Annotated in this window: 12 protein-coding genes and 3 rRNA genes; 13 read left to right on the plus strand and 2 right to left on the minus strand. The window is 48.7% G+C overall.

Features of this window, described 5'->3' with window-relative positions; translation table 11 throughout:
* Positions 1-193: 193 nt before the first annotated feature.
* The 6 genes from tyrS (at position 194) to TWT_RS04830 (ending at position 8,909) form a co-directional block, all read left to right on the plus strand.
* Entirely contained in the window at positions 194-1,609 is a 1,416-nt protein-coding gene (tyrS, locus tag TWT_RS00970) for a tyrosine--tRNA ligase (RefSeq protein ID WP_011096548.1), read from the plus strand.
* A 142-nt stretch (positions 1,610-1,751) separates the two neighbouring features.
* Positions 1,752-2,525 (plus strand): hypothetical protein, encoded by a 774-nt coding sequence (locus TWT_RS00975; protein WP_044143898.1) that lies wholly within the window; start codon positions 1,752-1,754, stop codon positions 2,523-2,525.
* A 522-nt stretch (positions 2,526-3,047) separates the two neighbouring features.
* Positions 3,048-4,568: ribosomal RNA gene (locus TWT_RS00980) — 16S ribosomal RNA — on the plus strand.
* A gap of 296 nt (positions 4,569-4,864) precedes the next feature.
* Positions 4,865-7,963, plus strand: a 23S ribosomal RNA gene (locus TWT_RS00985).
* Between the two features lie 56 nt (positions 7,964-8,019).
* Positions 8,020-8,136: ribosomal RNA gene (gene rrf / locus TWT_RS00990) — 5S ribosomal RNA — on the plus strand.
* The 16S, 23S and 5S rRNA genes sit together here, the layout of an rRNA operon.
* Before the next feature lie 356 nt (positions 8,137-8,492).
* Positions 8,493-8,909 carry a hypothetical protein gene (locus TWT_RS04830; RefSeq protein ID WP_155105126.1) on the plus strand — a complete coding sequence of 139 codons (417 nt, stop codon included), beginning with the start codon at positions 8,493-8,495 and terminating at the stop codon, positions 8,907-8,909.
* Positions 8,910-9,582: 673 nt separating this feature from the next.
* Here the strand turns inward: TWT_RS04830 and TWT_RS05060 are convergent.
* Positions 9,583-9,849, minus strand: a complete 267-nt coding sequence (locus TWT_RS05060) for a hypothetical protein (protein ID WP_237696857.1) — start codon at positions 9,847-9,849, stop codon at positions 9,583-9,585.
* 221 nt (positions 9,850-10,070) lie between these two features.
* Between TWT_RS05060 and TWT_RS01010 the strand changes: the two genes are divergently transcribed.
* The 7 genes from TWT_RS01010 (at position 10,071) to TWT_RS01040 (ending at position 17,117) form a co-directional block, all read left to right on the plus strand.
* A complete protein-coding gene (locus TWT_RS01010) occupies positions 10,071-11,285 on the plus strand; it encodes an FtsX-like permease family protein (protein WP_011102403.1) in 1,215 nt (404 codons plus the stop codon).
* Between the two features lie 9 nt (positions 11,286-11,294).
* Entirely contained in the window at positions 11,295-12,188 is an 894-nt protein-coding gene (locus TWT_RS01015) for a hypothetical protein (RefSeq protein ID WP_011102404.1), read from the plus strand.
* Positions 12,189-12,851 carry an ATP-binding cassette domain-containing protein gene (locus tag TWT_RS01020; RefSeq protein ID WP_011096540.1) on the plus strand — a complete coding sequence of 221 codons (663 nt, stop codon included), beginning with the start codon at positions 12,189-12,191 and terminating at the stop codon, positions 12,849-12,851.
* Between the two features lie 132 nt (positions 12,852-12,983).
* A complete protein-coding gene (locus TWT_RS01025) occupies positions 12,984-13,562 on the plus strand; it encodes a hypothetical protein (protein ID WP_011096539.1) in 579 nt (192 codons plus the stop codon).
* A 120-nt stretch (positions 13,563-13,682) separates the two neighbouring features.
* Positions 13,683-14,675, plus strand: a complete 993-nt coding sequence (locus tag TWT_RS01030) for an ABC transporter ATP-binding protein (RefSeq protein ID WP_011096538.1) — start codon at positions 13,683-13,685, stop codon at positions 14,673-14,675.
* 2 nt (positions 14,676-14,677) lie between these two features.
* A complete protein-coding gene (locus tag TWT_RS01035) occupies positions 14,678-15,457 on the plus strand; it encodes an ABC transporter permease (RefSeq protein ID WP_011096537.1) in 780 nt (259 codons plus the stop codon).
* A 193-nt stretch (positions 15,458-15,650) separates the two neighbouring features.
* A complete protein-coding gene (locus TWT_RS01040; protein WP_011096536.1) occupies positions 15,651-17,117 on the plus strand; it encodes an MATE family efflux transporter in 1,467 nt (488 codons plus the stop codon).
* A 593-nt stretch (positions 17,118-17,710) separates the two neighbouring features.
* Here TWT_RS01040 and TWT_RS04835 read toward each other — a convergent pair.
* On the minus strand, positions 17,711-17,932 hold the full coding sequence (locus tag TWT_RS04835) for a hypothetical protein (RefSeq protein ID WP_155105128.1): 222 nt from the start codon (positions 17,930-17,932) through the stop codon (positions 17,711-17,713).
* Positions 17,933-18,014 lie beyond the last annotated feature (82 nt).

An 18,014-nucleotide genomic window follows, 5' to 3' on the forward strand; every position in this document is an offset into this window, starting at 1 on the left:
TCTCCCATAATCGGCAAATTACGGACCGGCAAGTCAATGTAAAAATGAGCCCATATCTGGATGAGAATAATCTGTAACAGAGATAACAATGGCCCTAATTATTGCATATATACAGCAACTATTGGCACATATGCTTTGGCATTACGGTTGTATCTAGTAACGCTTACGAATCCGCCCAGGATATACTAACTTCATGCCAAATGCCCCGGAAGTCAATAGTGTCTGGGATGAGCTATTGTGGCGGGGCCTTGTGTGTGTATCAACAGACCAAGGGGCATTAAAAGAACTGCTTGACGGTCCACCCATCAGGTTTTATTGTGGCTTTGACCCCACGGCGCCAAGTTTGCATGTCGGTAACCTGGCGCAGATTCTCATTATGCGTCGACTACAGCTCGCGGGTCACAGGCCTATTGCTCTTGTTGGCGGCTCTACGGGACTGATAGGAGATCCAAGGCCAGGAGGTGAAAGGCAACTTCATTCGCACGAACAGGTACAAGAGTGGGTGCGTGCTCTACAACAACAATTATCTAGGTTTCTTGACTTTAAGGGCGCGGCTGCTGCGGTGCTCGTAAATAATTTAGACTGGACCAAGTCCCTGACTGCACTTGATTTTCTACGTGAACTTGGAAAACATTTTCGTGTGAATGCAATGCTAAAAAAGGACGCAGTTGCCGCGAGACTTTCCTCCACTGAGGGTATAAGTTACACAGAGTTTAGTTACCAGATACTCCAATCTCTCGACTTCAGGCAGCTCTATCTAGACTATAAATGTGTTTTGCAAATAGGTGGTAGCGATCAGTGGGGGAATATAACATCCGGCGTGGATCTTATTCGCAAAACCGAAGGTGCGGGTGTGCATGCCTTTGGTTCGCCCCTTCTAACAGCCTCTGATGGGTCTAAATTCGGAAAAACTGAAGGCAATGCTATTTGGCTTGACGCCGATCTAACCAGCCCGTGGTCCTTTTACCAATTCTTTCTGAATTCCGATGATGCGGATATACCAAGACTTCTTAGGGTTTTCACATTTTTTACCCGTTCTGAGATAGAAGACCTGAACAGGAGCGTTCGTGAGAATGCATCTGCCAGACTTGCTCACAGGCATCTTGCATACTCTGTTACACGGCTGGTTCATGGCGCTGATGTTGCTGATCAGGTATTGTTGGCGTGTTCCGTGCTGTTTGGAGATGGCGGCGCGCTTGGCAAAACGCAAACAGGACTGCCTCGTATAGACTCGGATACTTTAAATGATTCATCTGGAGTAACAACTATAAAAGCGCAAGACAATACATATACACCCTACTCTCCGGAAGGTGTGCGCTTTGCAGGTACATTTCCCGTTGATCCTCGGTTTCTGCGATCGATTTTATTTGAACTGCCGAATGCGACCGTTAGTGCCCATGACCTCATTACACATATTCTGCAGAAAGTTGGTTTGTGCAGAAGTCTCTCTGAGGCGCGGCGGCTTATCAGCCAAGGGGGAATTTATGTTAATAACATAAAGGTAACTTGCCCCGACGCCCTTCTTGATTCCTTTCTGGATAATTCAATGCCGATCAGAGCCGCCATTCTGCGCAAGGGCAAGAAACACCTTGCTGCTGTTTTTTACTGAGTATGTATGGTGTATTCATACTGCGCCTGAAGAACAATTTAAGAACAATTGGTTACTCTATACCCTCTTTCACCCATCTAACCCCCGTGTTACAATCGACCCCCATGTTATAATCAACCCGTAACAGGTCAAAGGAGATAAAGTGCCTAAGACAACAACATCTGTAACACAACCCAGACAATCATCCTTCTTTCCCCTCCTAACAGGTTTCTTCACCTATCTCTTTCTCCTTACAAGACCACATAAGAGAAGACTGTTCATGGCAGGATTAGTTAGGAAATATTACAGAGATAGTACTGCACGTACAGTACTATCAGCCACAGATATCTTCCTGTTCTCATTTGTTATCACCTTTGCCATTGCTGTATTGATTGGTATGTCTGTTATCGGGACTACTGTCTTGCCCCTACTCCGACTTGATGCGTATCGCTATGCTTTCGGGGAAACCGTCTTATACACTGGAGCTTTCTTGTTTTTCTCAATTGCGTTGTACCGGAGTGGGTTTTATGGTGATAAACGATCCTTCCTCCTCCGCTACTCCTATTACTCACAAACCCCCTCTTTCCAAAACCCAACCAAACGCAGACAAATCCTCCTGCTTGACACTGTTACAAGATATGGAACACGGTGGTGTGTAGGTGGTGTTTTGTTTTTATTGGTGTTTTTGTTTACTACCACTCGTTTCGTGTCCTCGATCCCATCAAGTACGCTTCTTAGCGCCCTCCTGGGTGCTTTCTTTCTGTTTGTAATTCTTATTCTCCCGATCATATCTCCACTTACCGTGGATAGTGTGTTCGCCTCAGTTCTTCGCAAACTCCTCTATAACCTACATATAAGAAGACATGGACCAATACCAAAGGAACTAACAGATATAGTTACCCAAGCCTATGAGATATATCCACAGGTAACTACATAAGCCTTAGTTATGTACTGCATAACTAACCACCGATTCAATAACTCACTGATAAAGTGACTCATCAAACTGTTACTGAGTAACTGATACTGAGTAATAGTGGCAAGATCCCCAAAGAAGCATCTGCAGGCTCAACTTGCCCCATAGGTCCACTTGCATGGAGCGTTTCATTCGCGTATAATTCCTATGCAGGCCTCGGGGGCTCTTTTGCCGCCTGGGCTTGTCGTGAGGTTGCGGGGCGGCTAGGGGGTAATCCCAACGCCACTTCCAATACCTTTCAGGCCTTTCGGGTACCGCTTGGTCGGGTTTTTCGATCTTGGGTTTTCCGGGGGCGTCTGGCCTTTCAAAACTCAATAGTGCGCACAGTTCAATGCCAAATTATTTCTGTCACAGCAGCTAGTGTTTCGCGGGGTTCGTCCTGTCGGTCCTTGCTTGCCGTGATGGGAGATTCTTTGTGGATTAGAAAAATTTGACATGTTTTCTAAGCCAGTTTCTTTATAACTTCGTGATTTCCTTTTGGAAATTATTATGGAGAGTTTGATCCTGGCTCAGGACGAACGCTGGCGGCGTGCTTAACACATGCAAGTCGAACGGAAATCAGGGAGCTTGCTCCCTGTGATTAGTGGCGAACGGGTGAGTAACACGTGAGCAACCTGCCCCTAACTTTGGGATAACTTCGGGAAACCGGGGCTAATACCAAATACGACCCATGAGGGCATCCTCTGTGGGTGGAAAGAATTTCGGTTGGGGATGGGCTCGCGGCCTATCAGCTTGTTGGTGGGGTAACGGCCTACCAAGGCATCGACGGGTAGCCGGCCTGAGAGGGTGATCGGCCACACTGGGACTGAGACACGGCCCAGACTCCTACGGGAGGCAGCAGTGGGGAATATTGCACAATGGGCGCAAGCCTGATGCAGCAACGCCGCGTGGGGGAAGAAGGCCTTCGGGTTGTAAACCTCTTTTGGCAGGGAAGAAGCGAAAGTGACGGTACCTGCAGAAAAAGCGCCGGCTAACTACGTGCCAGCAGCCGCGGTAATACGTAGGGCGCGAGCGTTGTCCGGAATTATTGGGCGTAAAGAGCTCGTAGGCGGTTTGTCACGTCTGCCGTGAAAATCCGAGGCTCAACCTCGGACCTGCGGTGGGTACGGGCAGGCTAGAGTGCGATAGGGGAGAGCGGAATTCCTGGTGTAGCGGTGAAATGCGCAGATATCAGGAGGAACACCGATGGCGAAGGCAGCTCTCTGGGTCGCTACTGACGCTGAGGAGCGAAAGCGTGGGGAGCGAACAGGATTAGATACCCTGGTAGTCCACGCCGTAAACGTTGGGCGCTAGACGTGGGGGTGGTTCCACCGCTTCCGTGTCGCAGCTAACGCATTAAGCGCCCCGCCTGGGGAGTACGGCCGCAAGGCTAAAACTCAAAGGAATTGACGGGGGCCCGCACAAGCGGCGGAGCATGCGGATTAATTCAATGCAACGCGAAGAACCTTACCAAGGCTTGATATATACCGGAAAGGCGTAGAGATACGCCCCCCGCAAGGTCGGTATACAGGTGGTGCACGGTTGTCGTCAGCTCGTGTCGTGAGATGTTGGGTTAAGTCCCGCAACGAGCGCAACCCTCGTCCTGTGTTGCCAGCGCGTAATGGCGGGGACTCACAGGAGACTGCCGGGGTCAACTCGGAGGAAGGTGGGGATGACGTCAAATCATCATGCCCTTCGGTCTTGGGCTTCACGCGTGCTACAATGGCTGGTACAGAGGGTTGCAATATCGCAAGGTGGAGCGAATCTCAAAAAGCCAGTCTCAGTTCGGATTGGGGTCTGCAACTCGACCCCATGAAGTCGGAGTCGCTAGTAATCGCAGATCAGCAATGCTGCGGTGAATACGTTCCCGGGCCTTGTACACACCGCCCGTCAAGTCATGAAAGCTGGTAACACCCGAAGCCGGTGACTTAACCTTTTTGGAGAGAGCCGTCGAAGGTGGGATTGGTGATTGGGACTAAGTCGTAACAAGGTAGCCGTACCGGAAGGTGCGGCTGGATCACCTCCTTTCTAAGGAGCTTTTGCGGTTACTTTATAACTTTAAAGTGATACCGCCATAGTGCACTGCGATTGTGGTGTTGTTATCACGGTCTGTTTGGGCACAAGCTCACGGGAGTGGAACATTGAATCTGTTCACCGGTTTGTTTACCGGTCTGGGTGCTTATGCACTTGTGTGCACTATTGGGTTTTGAGAGGCCAGGCTTTTACGGGTGGGCAGTGTCCGGCCGTATTTTGAGAACTGCACAGTGGACGCGAGCATCTTTCTAGACTTAGTCTAGAGTCTGCGCTTATGCGCAGTATTTGTGATTCAAGCTACTTTAAGAGCAAATGGTGGATGCCTTGGTATCTGGAGCCGAAGAAGGACGTAGCAATCTGCGATAAGCCTCGGGAAGCTGATAAGCGAGCTTTGATCCGAGGATTTCCGAATGGGGAAACCTGGTGGGGCGCAGCAATGCGACCCTGTCACTCCCGCCTGAATATATAGGGCGGGCAGAGGGAACGTGGGGAAGTGAAACATCTCAGTACCCACAGGAAGAGAAAGCAATAGCGATTCCGTTAGTAGTGGCGAGCGAAACCGGAACAGGCCAAACCGATTGAGTGTTATAGCCGGCAGGCGTTTCTTGATCGGGGTAGTGGGATCCTCTATGTGGTTCTGCCGAACCACACGCGTAGTGCAGGGGTATAGGTGAATGATTTTGAACAGTCAACCGAAGAGGGTGATAGTCCCGTAATCGAAATGCCCCGGTGCCGCGAGAGGATATCCCAAGTAGCACGGGCCCCGTGAAATCCCGTGTGAATCTGTCAAGACCACTTGATAAGCCTAAATACTACCAGATAACCGATAGTGGACGAGTACCGTGAGGGAAAGGTGAAAAGTACCCCGAGAGGGGAGTGAAATAGTACCTGAATCCATTTGCTTACAAACCGTCGGAGCAGTGTGCGACTTTTGTCGCTTGTGACGGCGTGCCTTTTGAAGAATGAGCCTGCGAGTTAGCGATGTGTGGCGAGATTAACCCGTTGGGGGTAGTCGTAGCGAAAGCGAGTCTGAATAGGGCGAATTAGTCGCATGTCCTAGACCCGAAGCGAAGTGATCTATCCATGGCCAGGCTGAAGCGAGGGTAAGACCTCGTGGAGGGCCGAACCCACTTAGGTTGAAAACTGAGGGGATGAGCTGTGGATCGGGGTGAAAGGCCAATCAAACTTCGTTATAGCTGGTTCTCTCCGAAATGCATTTAGGTGCAGCGTTGCGTGTTTCTTGCCGGAGGTAGAGCTACTGGATGGCCAATGGGCCCTACAAGGTTACTGACGTCAGCCAAACTCCGAATGCCGGTAAGTTAGAGCGCAGCAGTGAGGCTGCGGGGGATAAGCTTCGTAGCCGAGAGGGAAACAACCCAGACCACCGATTAAGGTCCCTAAGTGTGTGCTAAGTGGTAAAGGATGTGGAGTTGCACAGACAGCCAGGAGGTTGGCTTAGAAGCAGCCACCCTTGAAAGAGTGCGTAATAGCTCACTGGTCAAGTGATTCTGCGCCGACAATGTAACGGGGCTAAAGCACATCACCGAAATTGTGGCATCGATACACATAGGTAGGCTTTCGTAGTCCAGCCGTATCGATGGGTAGGAGAGCGTCGTGTGGCGAAAGAAGCGGCGATGTAAATCAGCCGTGGACGCTACACGAGTGAGAATGCAGGCATGAGTAGCGAAAGGCGGGTGAAAAACCCGCCCCCCCGAATAACTAAGGGTTCCAGGGCCAGGCTAATCCGCCCTGGGTAAGTCGGGACCTAAGGCGAGGCCGAGAGGCGTAGTCGATGGACAACGGGTTGATATTCCCGTACCGGCAAAGAACCGCCCATATTCCGCGTAGTTTCGTTCAGCATTTTGCTGTGCTTACGGTACCCCTTTTACGGTGTGCGGGATAAGTGTTCAGGTGTGACGCAGGAAGGTAGCCAAGCCGGGCGATGGTTGACCCGGTGTAAGTGTGTAACCCGGAGGGTAGGCAAATCCGCCCTCCATCTAAAGGGCCAGGCACGACGCGTAGCGCTTCGGCGCGAAATTGGTGATCCTATGCTGACTAGAAAAGCATCGACACAAGGTTCTAGCTGCCCGTACCCCAAACCGACTCAGGTGGTTAGGTAGAGAATACCAAGGGGATCGAGAGAATCGTGGTTAAGGAACTCGGCAAAATGCCTCCGTAACTTCGGGAGAAGGAGGGCCTGAGGCGTGACGAGACTAGCTCTCCTAGCGCTGCAGGGTCACAGAAACCAGTGGGGAGCGACTGTTTATTAAAAACATAGGTCTGTGCCAAGTCGTAAGACGACGTATACAGACTGACGCCTGCCCGGTGCCGGAAGGTTAAGAGGACGGGTCAGCTTTGGCGACGCTCGGAATTTAAGCCCCGGTAAACGGCGGTGGTAACTATAACCATCCTAAGGTAGCGAAATTCCTTGTCGGGTAAGTTCCGACCTGCACGAATGGCGTAACGACTTCCCAACTGTCTCAACCGCGAACTCGGCGAAATTGCACTACGAGTGAAGATGCTCGTTACGCGTAGCAGGACGGAAAGACCCCGAGACCTTTACTATAGCTTGGTACTGGTACTTGGTGCGGTTTGTGTAGGATAGGTGGGAGACTGTGAAGCGGGTGCGCCAGCACTCGTGGAGTCGTTGTTGAAATACCACTCTGATCGCCCCGGGTGTCTAACTTAGAACCGTAATCCGGTTCGAGGACAATGCCTGGTGGGTAGTTTAACTGGGGCGGTTGCCTCCCAAAAGGTAACGGAGGCGCCCAAAGGTTCCCTCAGCCTGGTCGGTAATCAGGTGGCGAGTGTAAGTGCACAAGGGAGCTTGACTGCGAGACTGACGGGTCGAGCAGGGACGAAAGTCGGGACTAGTGATCCGGCAGTGGCTTGTGGAAGCGCTGTCGCTCAACGGATAAAAGGTACCTCGGGGATAACAGGTTGGTCCCTCCCAAGAGTCCATATCGACGGAGGGGTTCGACACCTCGATGTCGGCTCGTCGCATCCTGGGGCTGTAGCAGGTCCCAAGGGTTGGGCTGTTCGCCCATTAAAGCGGTACGCGAGCTGGGTTTAGAACGTCGTGAGACAGTTCGGTCCCTATCCGCTACGCGCGTCGGAAATTTGAGAGGAGCTGACCCTAGTACGAGAGGACCGGGTTGGACGAACCTCTGGTGTACCAGTTGTCCTGCCAAGGGCACGGCTGGTTTGCTACGTTCGGAACGGATAACCGCTGAAAGCATCTAAGCGGGAAACCGGCCTCAAGATGAGATTTCCATGCCCTTTTGGGCGAGAGGCTCCCAGTAGAACACTGGGTTGATAGGCTCGATGTGTACGCAGGGACTAAAGACCTGTTTAGCTTACGAGTACTAATAGGCCGATTGCTTGAAACACATTTTGCGTCCACTGAGCGGTTCTTGATGTGCGGCCCTTTGCGCACTTTAGATGTCTCGGGGGCAATGGCAAGAGGGAAACGCCTGGTTACATTCCGAACCCAGAAGCTAAGCCTCTTAGCGCTGATGGTACTGCAGGGGGGACCCTGTGGGAGAGTAAGACGCCCCCGGGCTTGATACGTTGCGTTAGTTATGCGCCACGTTAATTGCTTCATAACTCTGTGTTTACGATGTATTTTTAGGTGAGTGTGCACATCTAAATGTGCCTATCTTAAGGATGCACTGGCCTGTTGATGCGTGTTGGCCTGGGATAAAACTCTTCTGGATAAACTGGTCACTGCTTGTATTCTCCGCTATCCTGTTGTGGTATGCTTTTAGCGCTTGCAGAAAGGTTGGTCGTGTCGTTGCTTATATCGGTTCCATCGGGGGGGGGGCTTTGCTCTCTTTGCGCACCCTTCTTGCGCACCCCTCTTATACACCACACCTTTAGCTCTTCTCGATCCTCTTGTTTTGACATGTGGGGTGTGAGATGAGGGGTAAGCTGATCACGCTCTTTGTTCTTTCACCAACCTTCTTTCTTGCGTCTTCACCTCAAACCCAAGCTTATTCGCCTGCTGTCCATTCATTTGGTACCCATTCATTCGATGTCAGTGCAGTGGGATCTGTTGCTAGCGCCGCTGCAAAGGGCAAATCTGAAGACTCCTGTTCTAGTAGTTCTAGTAGTTCTAGTAGTTCTAGTAGTTCTAGTAGTTCTAGTAGTTCTAGCGAATCTTCTGGTTTCTGGAAAACAATTGGGACGTGGTTTACTGGGCTGTGGTCTGGGATAACATCAGGGTTTACGACCGCCTGGCAGTGCGTCAAGACAAATGCCACCTCACACCCTTACCTCTTTGCAATAACTGTAATAACGGTTCCGACTGCGGTGCTTATAGATATTCTTTTGTAGTTCTTTTATTTCTTTCAGTTTTTATTTCTTTTAGTGCTTCGCTCTTTTGTTTCTTTCGGCGTCGTGCCGTAGCTGTTGCTATCAAGCCTGCTGCTTGCCACACATTCATCCTCTACCCAGGCTCCTTCTCAGGCATCGGCACCTGGTAAGCTTGCTCCTGCGGCTCCCCACCTGCTGCTCCTGCCAAGCCTGTAGTTCCACCAGCAAAACCTGCGGCTACTGAGACAACCCACACAGCCGCCTGCCGCAGTTCCATCGGCACCTGATCATTACATCATGATGCGCGCGCTGGACATTTTCTCTGGAATGAGACCTCGGATATTGTAATCTCTGATATCGTAACTTCCGAGTAAAAGCACCAAGGCTGCACGTCCCAACTAGTCGAACTACACAGCTGTGAACTACACGGTCAATAGGAGCAAGAATCTAAGTTAGATCCTAAGTTAGATCCTAAGTTAGATCTTTGTATTGACAAACCTAACATTGCCGTCATAAACTGCTGTACCTGCAACATCCACACCGACATAAAAAGATCCAAATCCACCACACACGTTTCCACTAAGATACGAACCATCCTGTCTATTGCTGTTTGTCCACTCCAAACTGGTTTTATGTTTACCATTAACCCTAAGACCCCCAAACAGCCCACCAATGCCAAGTGTATAAAAGGACGTTACGTTCTTAATCGATTCGGGGCGACTGCCGGGGGCATAACGACTGATGTTTGCCAGTTTCCACATCCCGAAAAATCCGCAAAAGGTTGTATCCACGCATTGGCAGTCAGGGTCCTGCCATCGTGAAAACTGACGCTATGTGTACTGCTTGTCGCAAATACCGGCACGGAGAAGTAAGATAGAAGTGTTGTCAATACAACCACCCACACAGCCCGGGTCTTGCGCAAATCTTTTTTTACATCCAATTCGCTTACATCTCTTCTCATATCCATTTTTTATTTCATGTTATTTTTATTTCATGTTATAGCGCACTGCGTGTGTTCTACATACCATATATAGTGAATACCATATATAGTAAGGTTTATAGTTTTGTCAGTTTATAATTTTGTCAAATTGGTACTGCTAGAATTGCCTGTGACAGCACGACGTATTCCTGTATTGGGCAACTAAGCGGTCAGCGGTTGCAACCGAAGAAAAGAGCCAGGTCTTGTTACGTATTTTCTCTCTCGCCAGGGCAGACCTTCGACTTATGCTGTCACGTAATCGCCCCCTCGTGGTTATCCTCATATTTATGGTTACAGTAGTTCTCCTGCTTCAAACCGCTGTCTTAACTGTTCTTGGCCACTTTGCAAGAGATCTAGATAAGAAATCGAGCTTGTCACTAATTGAGATTTCTAGTTATCTAAGCGGTCACTCACTTAGGCCTATAACAGATGACAGTATAAAAAAATTACAGAAGATGGAACATATCGAAGGGGTCTATCCAGAACTAACACATGACCTAATCTTGAAAGAAGGCCCACAAAGCCAACAAGGTCCGGAGGTTGTCTTTACTAGGGTATACACCCCGGGCACCCTGCAAATTGCAAAAGGCAGTGTCCCAGATACAGGCCCAGGCCCCGGAGAGATAATCCTACCGCAGAATGTTCGTGGTGGTACTCTCGATAATCTCCTTGGCAAGGATGTTGATTTTTCATACACCGTTGCACTAACCCCAACTAGTGGCACCGCGCTGTCAAAGCGATTCCGAGTAATAGCTACATATAAAAGTTCCCTCCTGTATAAGGGCGGGCCACTCCTTGAGTCATACCTACACTTCTCTGAAGTGAAAGCCCTGTCTGCTAAGAGTGTTCCCGGTGGGCCGAGTTCGGTTTCTCTCCCGCCTTTTTACCCCAGTGCGTTTATAAAAGTCGATTCAGTCGAGAGTGTCCCCCTGTTGCGTGAGGCCCTGGCAAAAACAGGCGAATACTGGGTTCAGGGATTTGCTCCACCGGTTGGTTTAGTGGGCAGTCTAACCATCCTGGTCAATGGGGGTTTGTTGGCTCTTATTGTATTCTGTGTTATCTTTGGTTTTTTGGCTGGCTCTGCTTGGTTTCGCTCCCGGCGCAAAGATATTGCCGTTCTGCGCACAACCGGCTGGAGCAGAGGTATGCTCTTTGCCCTGTCAGCCGTTGAACTTGGCTCTCTCGGCCTGCTGGGAACACTCTTTGGCATCCTCGTCAGCATTGGTGTGGGGCAGCTTATATCTTTACTGATGCTTCTTACAGGATCAGCTTTCCTGGGCTCTCCATTTATTCCACTGCCTGGATTGGACTTACTTCTGGGTGCACTTATCCTCATACCACTTGTAATTATCCTAGGTGGACTGCCCCAAAGCATTAGGCTCATGCGCACACCCCTTGATAATTTATTGAGAAATTGACACATTTGCATGAGCGGGGCTCTTCGTAAATTTCTGTGCAGGATCAGGTTACGCCCTGTCTTGCTCTCGTTGTCCGTTGTTTTTTTAGGTTTTCTGCTTTTGTGGATCAACATACCCCCGCCTACCCCTAAATATGCAATTTCCGACCGGGTGTTTCGCGATATTACAAAACTCATTGCCTCAGATGGCCTTGCCACACTTCCCGAACGGGGTGACGAAAATACCCTTGATTCTCGTGTGCATGCAACTTATCTAATTGCCGTCATGACAGAAGAGGGTAGAAAAAAAGAATTAGGGCGCCTATTGTCTGTCAAGGCACTTCGGGCATACGCAACAGATAATAATAAACCGGATCAGTATCGCCTTGAAGCCTATTATGCGATGCGGGTGATCGACGATTCAGAAAATGGTATTGCTTTTGCGCGAAGCGTTATGGCGCGCCAGCCAAGCACAATAGAAACACTCGGCCAATTGCATCAATACCTGTCAGTGGCTGCGGCGGCTATTAGACTTGATCCAAATATTCATCGACCCGCGTTGCGCCTAAGGAATATGCAGATCGACAATGGCGAGCTTTTGGCCATTGTCATGAAATATGTTCCCCTAGGATATATGTTTTCTAATTTTCGTGGCAAAGATTCTGTTTTGTTTCCAGCCCTTCGCAGTGAACTAACCAAATGGACTGATTCGCCATCTGTAGCAAAATTTCTGGTTGGGATGATTTCTCTCAGCGGAACGCCGTACTCTGTGTCATACAACACAAAAGCTGAAATCGCTAAAGGATTTATCGGCTGCCGAACATCAAACGTTATGATATCAACAACAGGAGAAAAAAGCGCCGACTGCAGTTTGACCAATACGTATTACTTTTTCTATATGAATGGATTTGGGTACGGTATATGAATGGATTTGGGCATGAATAGCACGACACTTTTGGAATGCAAAGGGGTCTACAAATCTTATGGCCGAGGATCGTTTACGCTGACAGATGCCAGTTTTCAGATATTACCCGGGCAGATTGTTAGGCTTTCCGGACGCTCTGGTGGGGGTAAGTCAACTCTCCTTAGGATTGCGGGTTTACTATCTACTCCCGATAAGGGTGAAGTGCGCGTCCTTGGACAAACTGCCCTCTCGTGGGTCACGAGAGATCGCCTCCGCAGAAAGCATATTGGCATCCTTTTCCAGGAAGGCAACCTCCTGGGACATCTGACCCTCCGTGACAATCTTAGGTACAGTTGTTTTGCACCTCCTGCCGTATATGAAGAGTTGGTAGAACGCCTGGATCTAACAGACGCCCTCAATACCAAAGCTGTCAAGTTGTCTGGTGGTGAGCTTCAACGCGCGGGTATCTGCAGGGCTCTTGTAAATCAACCGCAGGTTGTTTTGCTCGATGAGCCAACATCTTCACTGGATGACTTTTCAACGGATACAGTGGTCAGTATTATCAGGGAATTGAAAGCCTCTGGTATGGGGATTCTAATTGTGAGTCATGATAACCGACTGGATGGACTTGAAGATCAGAGATTCTTGGTGAGCTCTGGACAGATTCAGGAGCTCGCGCCATGACCGATGCCGTTCCGCGCCGCGTGTTGCACACGTTTTGGGTGTACACTTTAATCCCGTGGGGTACTCGGCGCAGTTCACTGGTTTCCTGCTGCCTGTAAGACTCCTGAGTTTTGGGATATTTAGGGGGTTATCATGAAAGCTCTTATTGGTCTTGTGGCTGTAATTCTTATTGCCATTCCAAATGCTCCAGCTGCACTTGCTGATACTGGCAATGTGGCTTCAGAATCAGCTGCGATTGATCGTTTCTATAACACTCTCAGCATTGCGCATTTGCCGAAGAAGACTCACCACAAAGGCGGGTCGCTTAACGAGACAACTTTTAAGGCCGGTGCCATTGATTTTATTTTTAAAACCGATTCATCAAAATCTCACGGTTCCACACCTGAGATTCTGGAGGCTTATCTCAGAGTCAACTGGTTCACTCAGAAAGCTTTTGAAGTTGCAACGCTATTCACCGGCGCCGGCCTTGGTAAAGCGGCGGGTAAGGCTGCTGCAAAGAAACTGTTTAAGTTTCTGGCTGATAAGGCTGCTGGTAAACTTGTGAAGCAATTTTTGGAGCGTCTTGTTGTAAAAGCTGCCGATACCGCCGCAAATAAGGTTCTTCATTTTGGTATAGATGCCCTGTCTTTGCCCTGCAAGGGCCGTAAACCCTATTACATTAATCTTATTTCTTTTGGCGGTCAGTGTGGTACCCCCGCATCGCTTCGTTAGTCTTAATTGGCCGTTAGTGCATGAAGATATTTGTACAGCGAGGATTGCCTTTGAGCCGCTGGCTCTAAATACTTGAAAGTGCCCTTCGGCGTGATGTATACACGCGGAGGGGCACTCCTTATGTATCCTGCGCCGCACGGCCTGCTTGATTCTACCTCTTCAGCGTTAGCCGCCTGTTTGGCTTTGCATGCTAGAATCGCCTCTGTTGCTGCTTTGGGGGAGGGCGTGTCTGCTTTTGTTGAGGTGATGAATGTCGCCTACAGGTACCGCGGTGGGATGTGCGCCTTTGAGAATGTCAGTCTTTCGGTAAAAAAGGGTCAGGTGCTTGGTCTTCTTGGGGTCAATGGCGCGGGCAAGACCACTTTCGTTCGTCTGCTGCAAGGCATTCTTTCTCCAATATCGGGTTCAATTTCTATTAACGGCTACCCGCCGACCTCTTTGCGGGCAAAGGTTATATGTGGAAATGCCCCACAGACGAGCGTCTTCCCGAGTGCCCTGAGAGTCTCGGAATTTATTTCCTATGTGTCAAAGCTTTACCCTAGGTCAGAATCTTTATCTGCTGTGCTCGACAAATTTCATTTGAAAGATCTAAAAAACCGCAAGGGCTCTCATATGTCTGGTGGGCAAAAGCGCCAGGTTGCTGTGGCATTAGCGTTTGTTGGTTTTCCAAGTCTGGTCTTGCTAGACGAACCTACAGCCGGCCTTGATATCAGTTCAAGGCGCGATGTAATTAATACCGTAAAGAGTGAAATCTCCAAAAGAGGAATCACCGCAATAGTAACCAGTCACTATCTAGATGACATCGAGTCACTTGCAGACACGGTTGTTGTCTTGCAAAACGGCCGAATAACTCATAATGAGCCAATCAATACACTAATCAAGCATACAAGAGGTAATGTTGTTAGTTTTTTCTCAAAGTCGCCTAATCGGGTCAAAAATATCCTGACAAAGGCAGAGAAATTTGATATCTCAGGGGATTTTGTGAGAGTAACAACCCCGGACTCTGATAACCTGCTCCGCAGGCTATATACATCGGATATAAGTTTGCGAGATATTCGGGTCCAGAGTGGCACCTTGGAAGATGCTTTTGTCGAGTTGATTAGAAAAGAGTAGGTGTGCAAAAATACTCGGTTGGCCCTTTTCGTCAGGCCTTGACTCACGCCCGGTACAAGTTCACAGAACAGATACGCACTCCGTTTAGCATTATCCTGGGTCTCGGGATGCCCGTTGCGAGTTTTATTTTTTTTGTTCTGCCTCAGGAAGGCTATGTCAGTAACCCTAAGATTGCCACATACGCTGTTGTGAGTTTCTCGGTGTTTGGTATGATGACCAATTCCCTGATCGGATTTGCACGGGATATTGCTATGGACAGGCTAACCGAGTGGGGTGCGTACATGAATTCTCTGCCGGGATACGCTATATCTCGCGTAATCGGCTATATATTTTCAAATGGAGCTATATCTGTTTTGTCAATTATTCCCGTTTTGATTGTTGGCTTTGCGGCGACTCAGATTGAGATTGACTCCGTCCGTTATTTGCCCGCTTTTCTCACCCTTATTGCTACCAACACAATTTTTATGCTTCTTGGCACGGCAATCGGGTTTGCCTTTTCTGCCGCATCAGCCATTGCTGTTAGCCAGTTTTTGATGTTGCTTTTATCGTTTTCTGGCGGATTATTTGTTCCACCGACAAATTTTCCCGCATGGTTTAACCTGATATCGCTATTTGTTCCAACAAGAGCTGTACGTGAACTGAATATATGGGCATCAGTTGGTGGCCCATTTCCCGTTACTCAAGGATTCATGTGGCTTGTATGGCTTGTGCTGTTTACAGCCGCTGCCATTTTCGCAGCAAAGTGGCGCCAGTCACACACAAGTTTTGCTGTTTACCATTGATCTCTGCCGCACGGCTTCGCGCGCACGGCTTTGCGCGACTGTGTAAAAACACCAGATTATCCATCTTTAGCTAACCTACTGACTTTGGACAAACTGCGCGGAGAGTTTTTTATTTGCTTTGCCCGTCAAATTCTTGCCTGTAATATTTTTGGCATGCCTTATTACTTGTTTATGCGATTGAGCGTGATTCATTTTGTCAGGCCTTAGTCGTCGACAGTTGATTGCCTATGCCTGGCCGTTGGCAGCGGCTTCGCTTGCCTTTATAGTAACCGGCCTTACTGACACAACGGTTGTGGCCTACTATTCAACGCCTGCCCTTGCCGGATTAACTCTTGCAACCAGTATTTATCAATTATTTTCTATCTCTATGCTGTCAGGCCTTACTGCCTACAATATTCTCTTGCCTCGCACAACAGGTAAAGATGGAAAGCAGCGCCGAATACACGGCCTATTTATAGTATTGCGGTGGCTTCTGCCCATTTCTTGTCTTGTTGGGCTCTTGCTCGCGACAATAGCAGCTCTTGTTCTTGTTTTTGTAACTGACTTGATTTGGGCTGAGGCGGCCAGGTATCTCCTTGTTATGTCCTTGAATCTTCCTATTGCATTATTCTGTTCATCTCTTTTGACAACAGCTGTGGTATGGGGAAAAACTAAATACCCACTTGCTGTTTTGCTTGTGTACGCGATCATAAATCTTATAATGGATCTTCTTCTTGTCTATGGGCTTGGCCCTTTTCCCCGTTTAGGCGTTTTAGGCAGTGCAATAGCAAGTGTCGTCTCTGCTTTAATTGTTGCACCCTGGGCAGTTCTAAGGGTAAGAAAACTCTATTTGGAAGGATATCCGCTTAGTGCGAATAGAGACTCCGATACCCCTGCGATACTCGAATCCATTTCATTGCATAAATCAATGCATAAAAAAGGTCGTGTTGCTACCCCTGAAACACAAACACTTGTTCTGGAGAGTGATACACCACTGAAAACCCCAAGCAAACCGGTGTCAAACAAACAGGCTGATCGGGAGTTATTTGCTGGGTGGGGCCTTGTGTCTCTTCAAAGCGTTATGTCAATGGTGCTTGATTATTTCGCTGCACTGCTTTTTACACTTATAGTCTCAACTGCGGGCGCTGAACTCCTCGGTAGCTCAAGATTTGGACTGTATGCAGAGACTCTTAGCTTTATGCTTATCGGCAGTTTGTGTGAAGCTGGCGTTATTCTTCTGGGTCGTGCTTTTGGTAATACACCCTTGAAAGCGCTGGGAGAACACCATTCAATAAGACGGACTTTTATTATTTATTCGGTGATTATCGGCATTGTGATAGCTGTTTTATCAAAACCCGCCTCTCTGATTGTTTCACCTGATGCCGTTATTCAAGACAATAGCTTCTTTATCGTTTTGATAGTCTCTGCGTCATGCCCACTGATTGGCTGGTGCTTTGCAAATATAACTCTTTTGCGGACCAATGCAAGGACAGGGATGGATTTCGCCGGTAATGTGATTGCCGTATGGGCCGCACAGATTCCTGTGGCGATTATTGGACTTTACTTCATGAGTGTTAGAGGCGCCTTCTTTGGAGTTCTTGCATATTGGCTCTTACGCGCGGCTTTGACGCATATCTTTGTCAAGCGCTTATCCAAAAACAGTGCCAAAAACAGTGAATAGATACCCTATATAATTAGCACATGTCAGCATTTCACTCGAAAGCATCTCCGCATGTATCTAGTGTTGTACCTACAACTAATCTCACATATAAACCTAATAGAGGAATATTCAAGGTAATAACACTCTGTCTAATAAAGACTCTCATAATAACACTCTGCACCCTGACATTCCAGACACAGACATATGCTGCCCAGATGCATGTCACACAGATACAGACCACACAGATACTGCAGGGGGGGGGCACACCCTCAACAGCTGAAACAGGTCGCACCAGAACCAAACGCAGCTGGTGGTCTAGTGCGTTAGGTTACGTTTGGAGCGGCGTTAAGACTGCAGTCGGTCTTGCACCGAAAGTTTTACCCGGTGGTACCACTGCAAGCGCTGTAGCTTCTGTTCTTTCCAGCGCCTTGGGCTCCGGATCACAACCCGATACATCACAGTCCGTACAGACTCAACAACCTGCGCCACAAACCAGTACAGCCAAAATAGTCGGCTACACCCTGCTAGGTGTGCTAGCTGCAGCACTAACAGGCTTTGCCATCTTTGCCATTGTCAAATGGGGCAGATAAGACATACATCTCTAAGACCAATATTCAGGGAGATTCCCATACACATATTTCCTGCCCACGCGATACACTGAGGTGTATGCATGAGAGGTATATCTCTGGCGTATTTGATAGATATGTGACTTTGCCGTATATGTAATTTTCTGTAGATTCCCGAATATAGTCGGACTTATTCATCTTCGTTGGCATATTGGAACGGCATTTTCCGTTTTGATCTCGTTCTTTTAGTCTCATAAAAGCCGGCTTCATAAAGGCCCACTTGACCCTATTGTTACTGACCACTGTTGGCAGTGACCACTATTGTTGATCACTATTGTTACTGATCACTGCC

Source organism: Tropheryma whipplei str. Twist (genome assembly GCF_000007485.1).
Taxonomy (GTDB): Bacteria; Actinomycetota; Actinomycetes; order Actinomycetales; family Microbacteriaceae; genus Tropheryma; species Tropheryma whipplei.

Coding starts and splice junctions, on each gene's coding strand:
- TWT_RS04830 (WP_155105126.1), top strand. CDS start 8,493: ATGAGGGGTAAGCTGATCACGCTCTTTGTTCTTTCACCAACCTTCTTT.
- TWT_RS05060 (WP_237696857.1), bottom strand. CDS start 9,849: ATGAGAAGAGATGTAAGCGAATTGGATGTAAAAAAAGATTTGCGCAAG.
- TWT_RS04835 (WP_155105128.1), bottom strand. CDS start 17,932: ATGAAGCCGGCTTTTATGAGACTAAAAGAACGAGATCAAAACGGAAAA.
- TWT_RS01030 (WP_011096538.1), top strand. CDS start 13,683: ATGTATCCTGCGCCGCACGGCCTGCTTGATTCTACCTCTTCAGCGTTA.
- TWT_RS01015 (WP_011102404.1), top strand. CDS start 11,295: ATGAGCGGGGCTCTTCGTAAATTTCTGTGCAGGATCAGGTTACGCCCT.
- TWT_RS01020 (WP_011096540.1), top strand. CDS start 12,189: ATGGATTTGGGCATGAATAGCACGACACTTTTGGAATGCAAAGGGGTC.
- TWT_RS01025 (WP_011096539.1), top strand. CDS start 12,984: ATGAAAGCTCTTATTGGTCTTGTGGCTGTAATTCTTATTGCCATTCCA.
- tyrS (WP_011096548.1), top strand. CDS start 194: ATGCCAAATGCCCCGGAAGTCAATAGTGTCTGGGATGAGCTATTGTGG.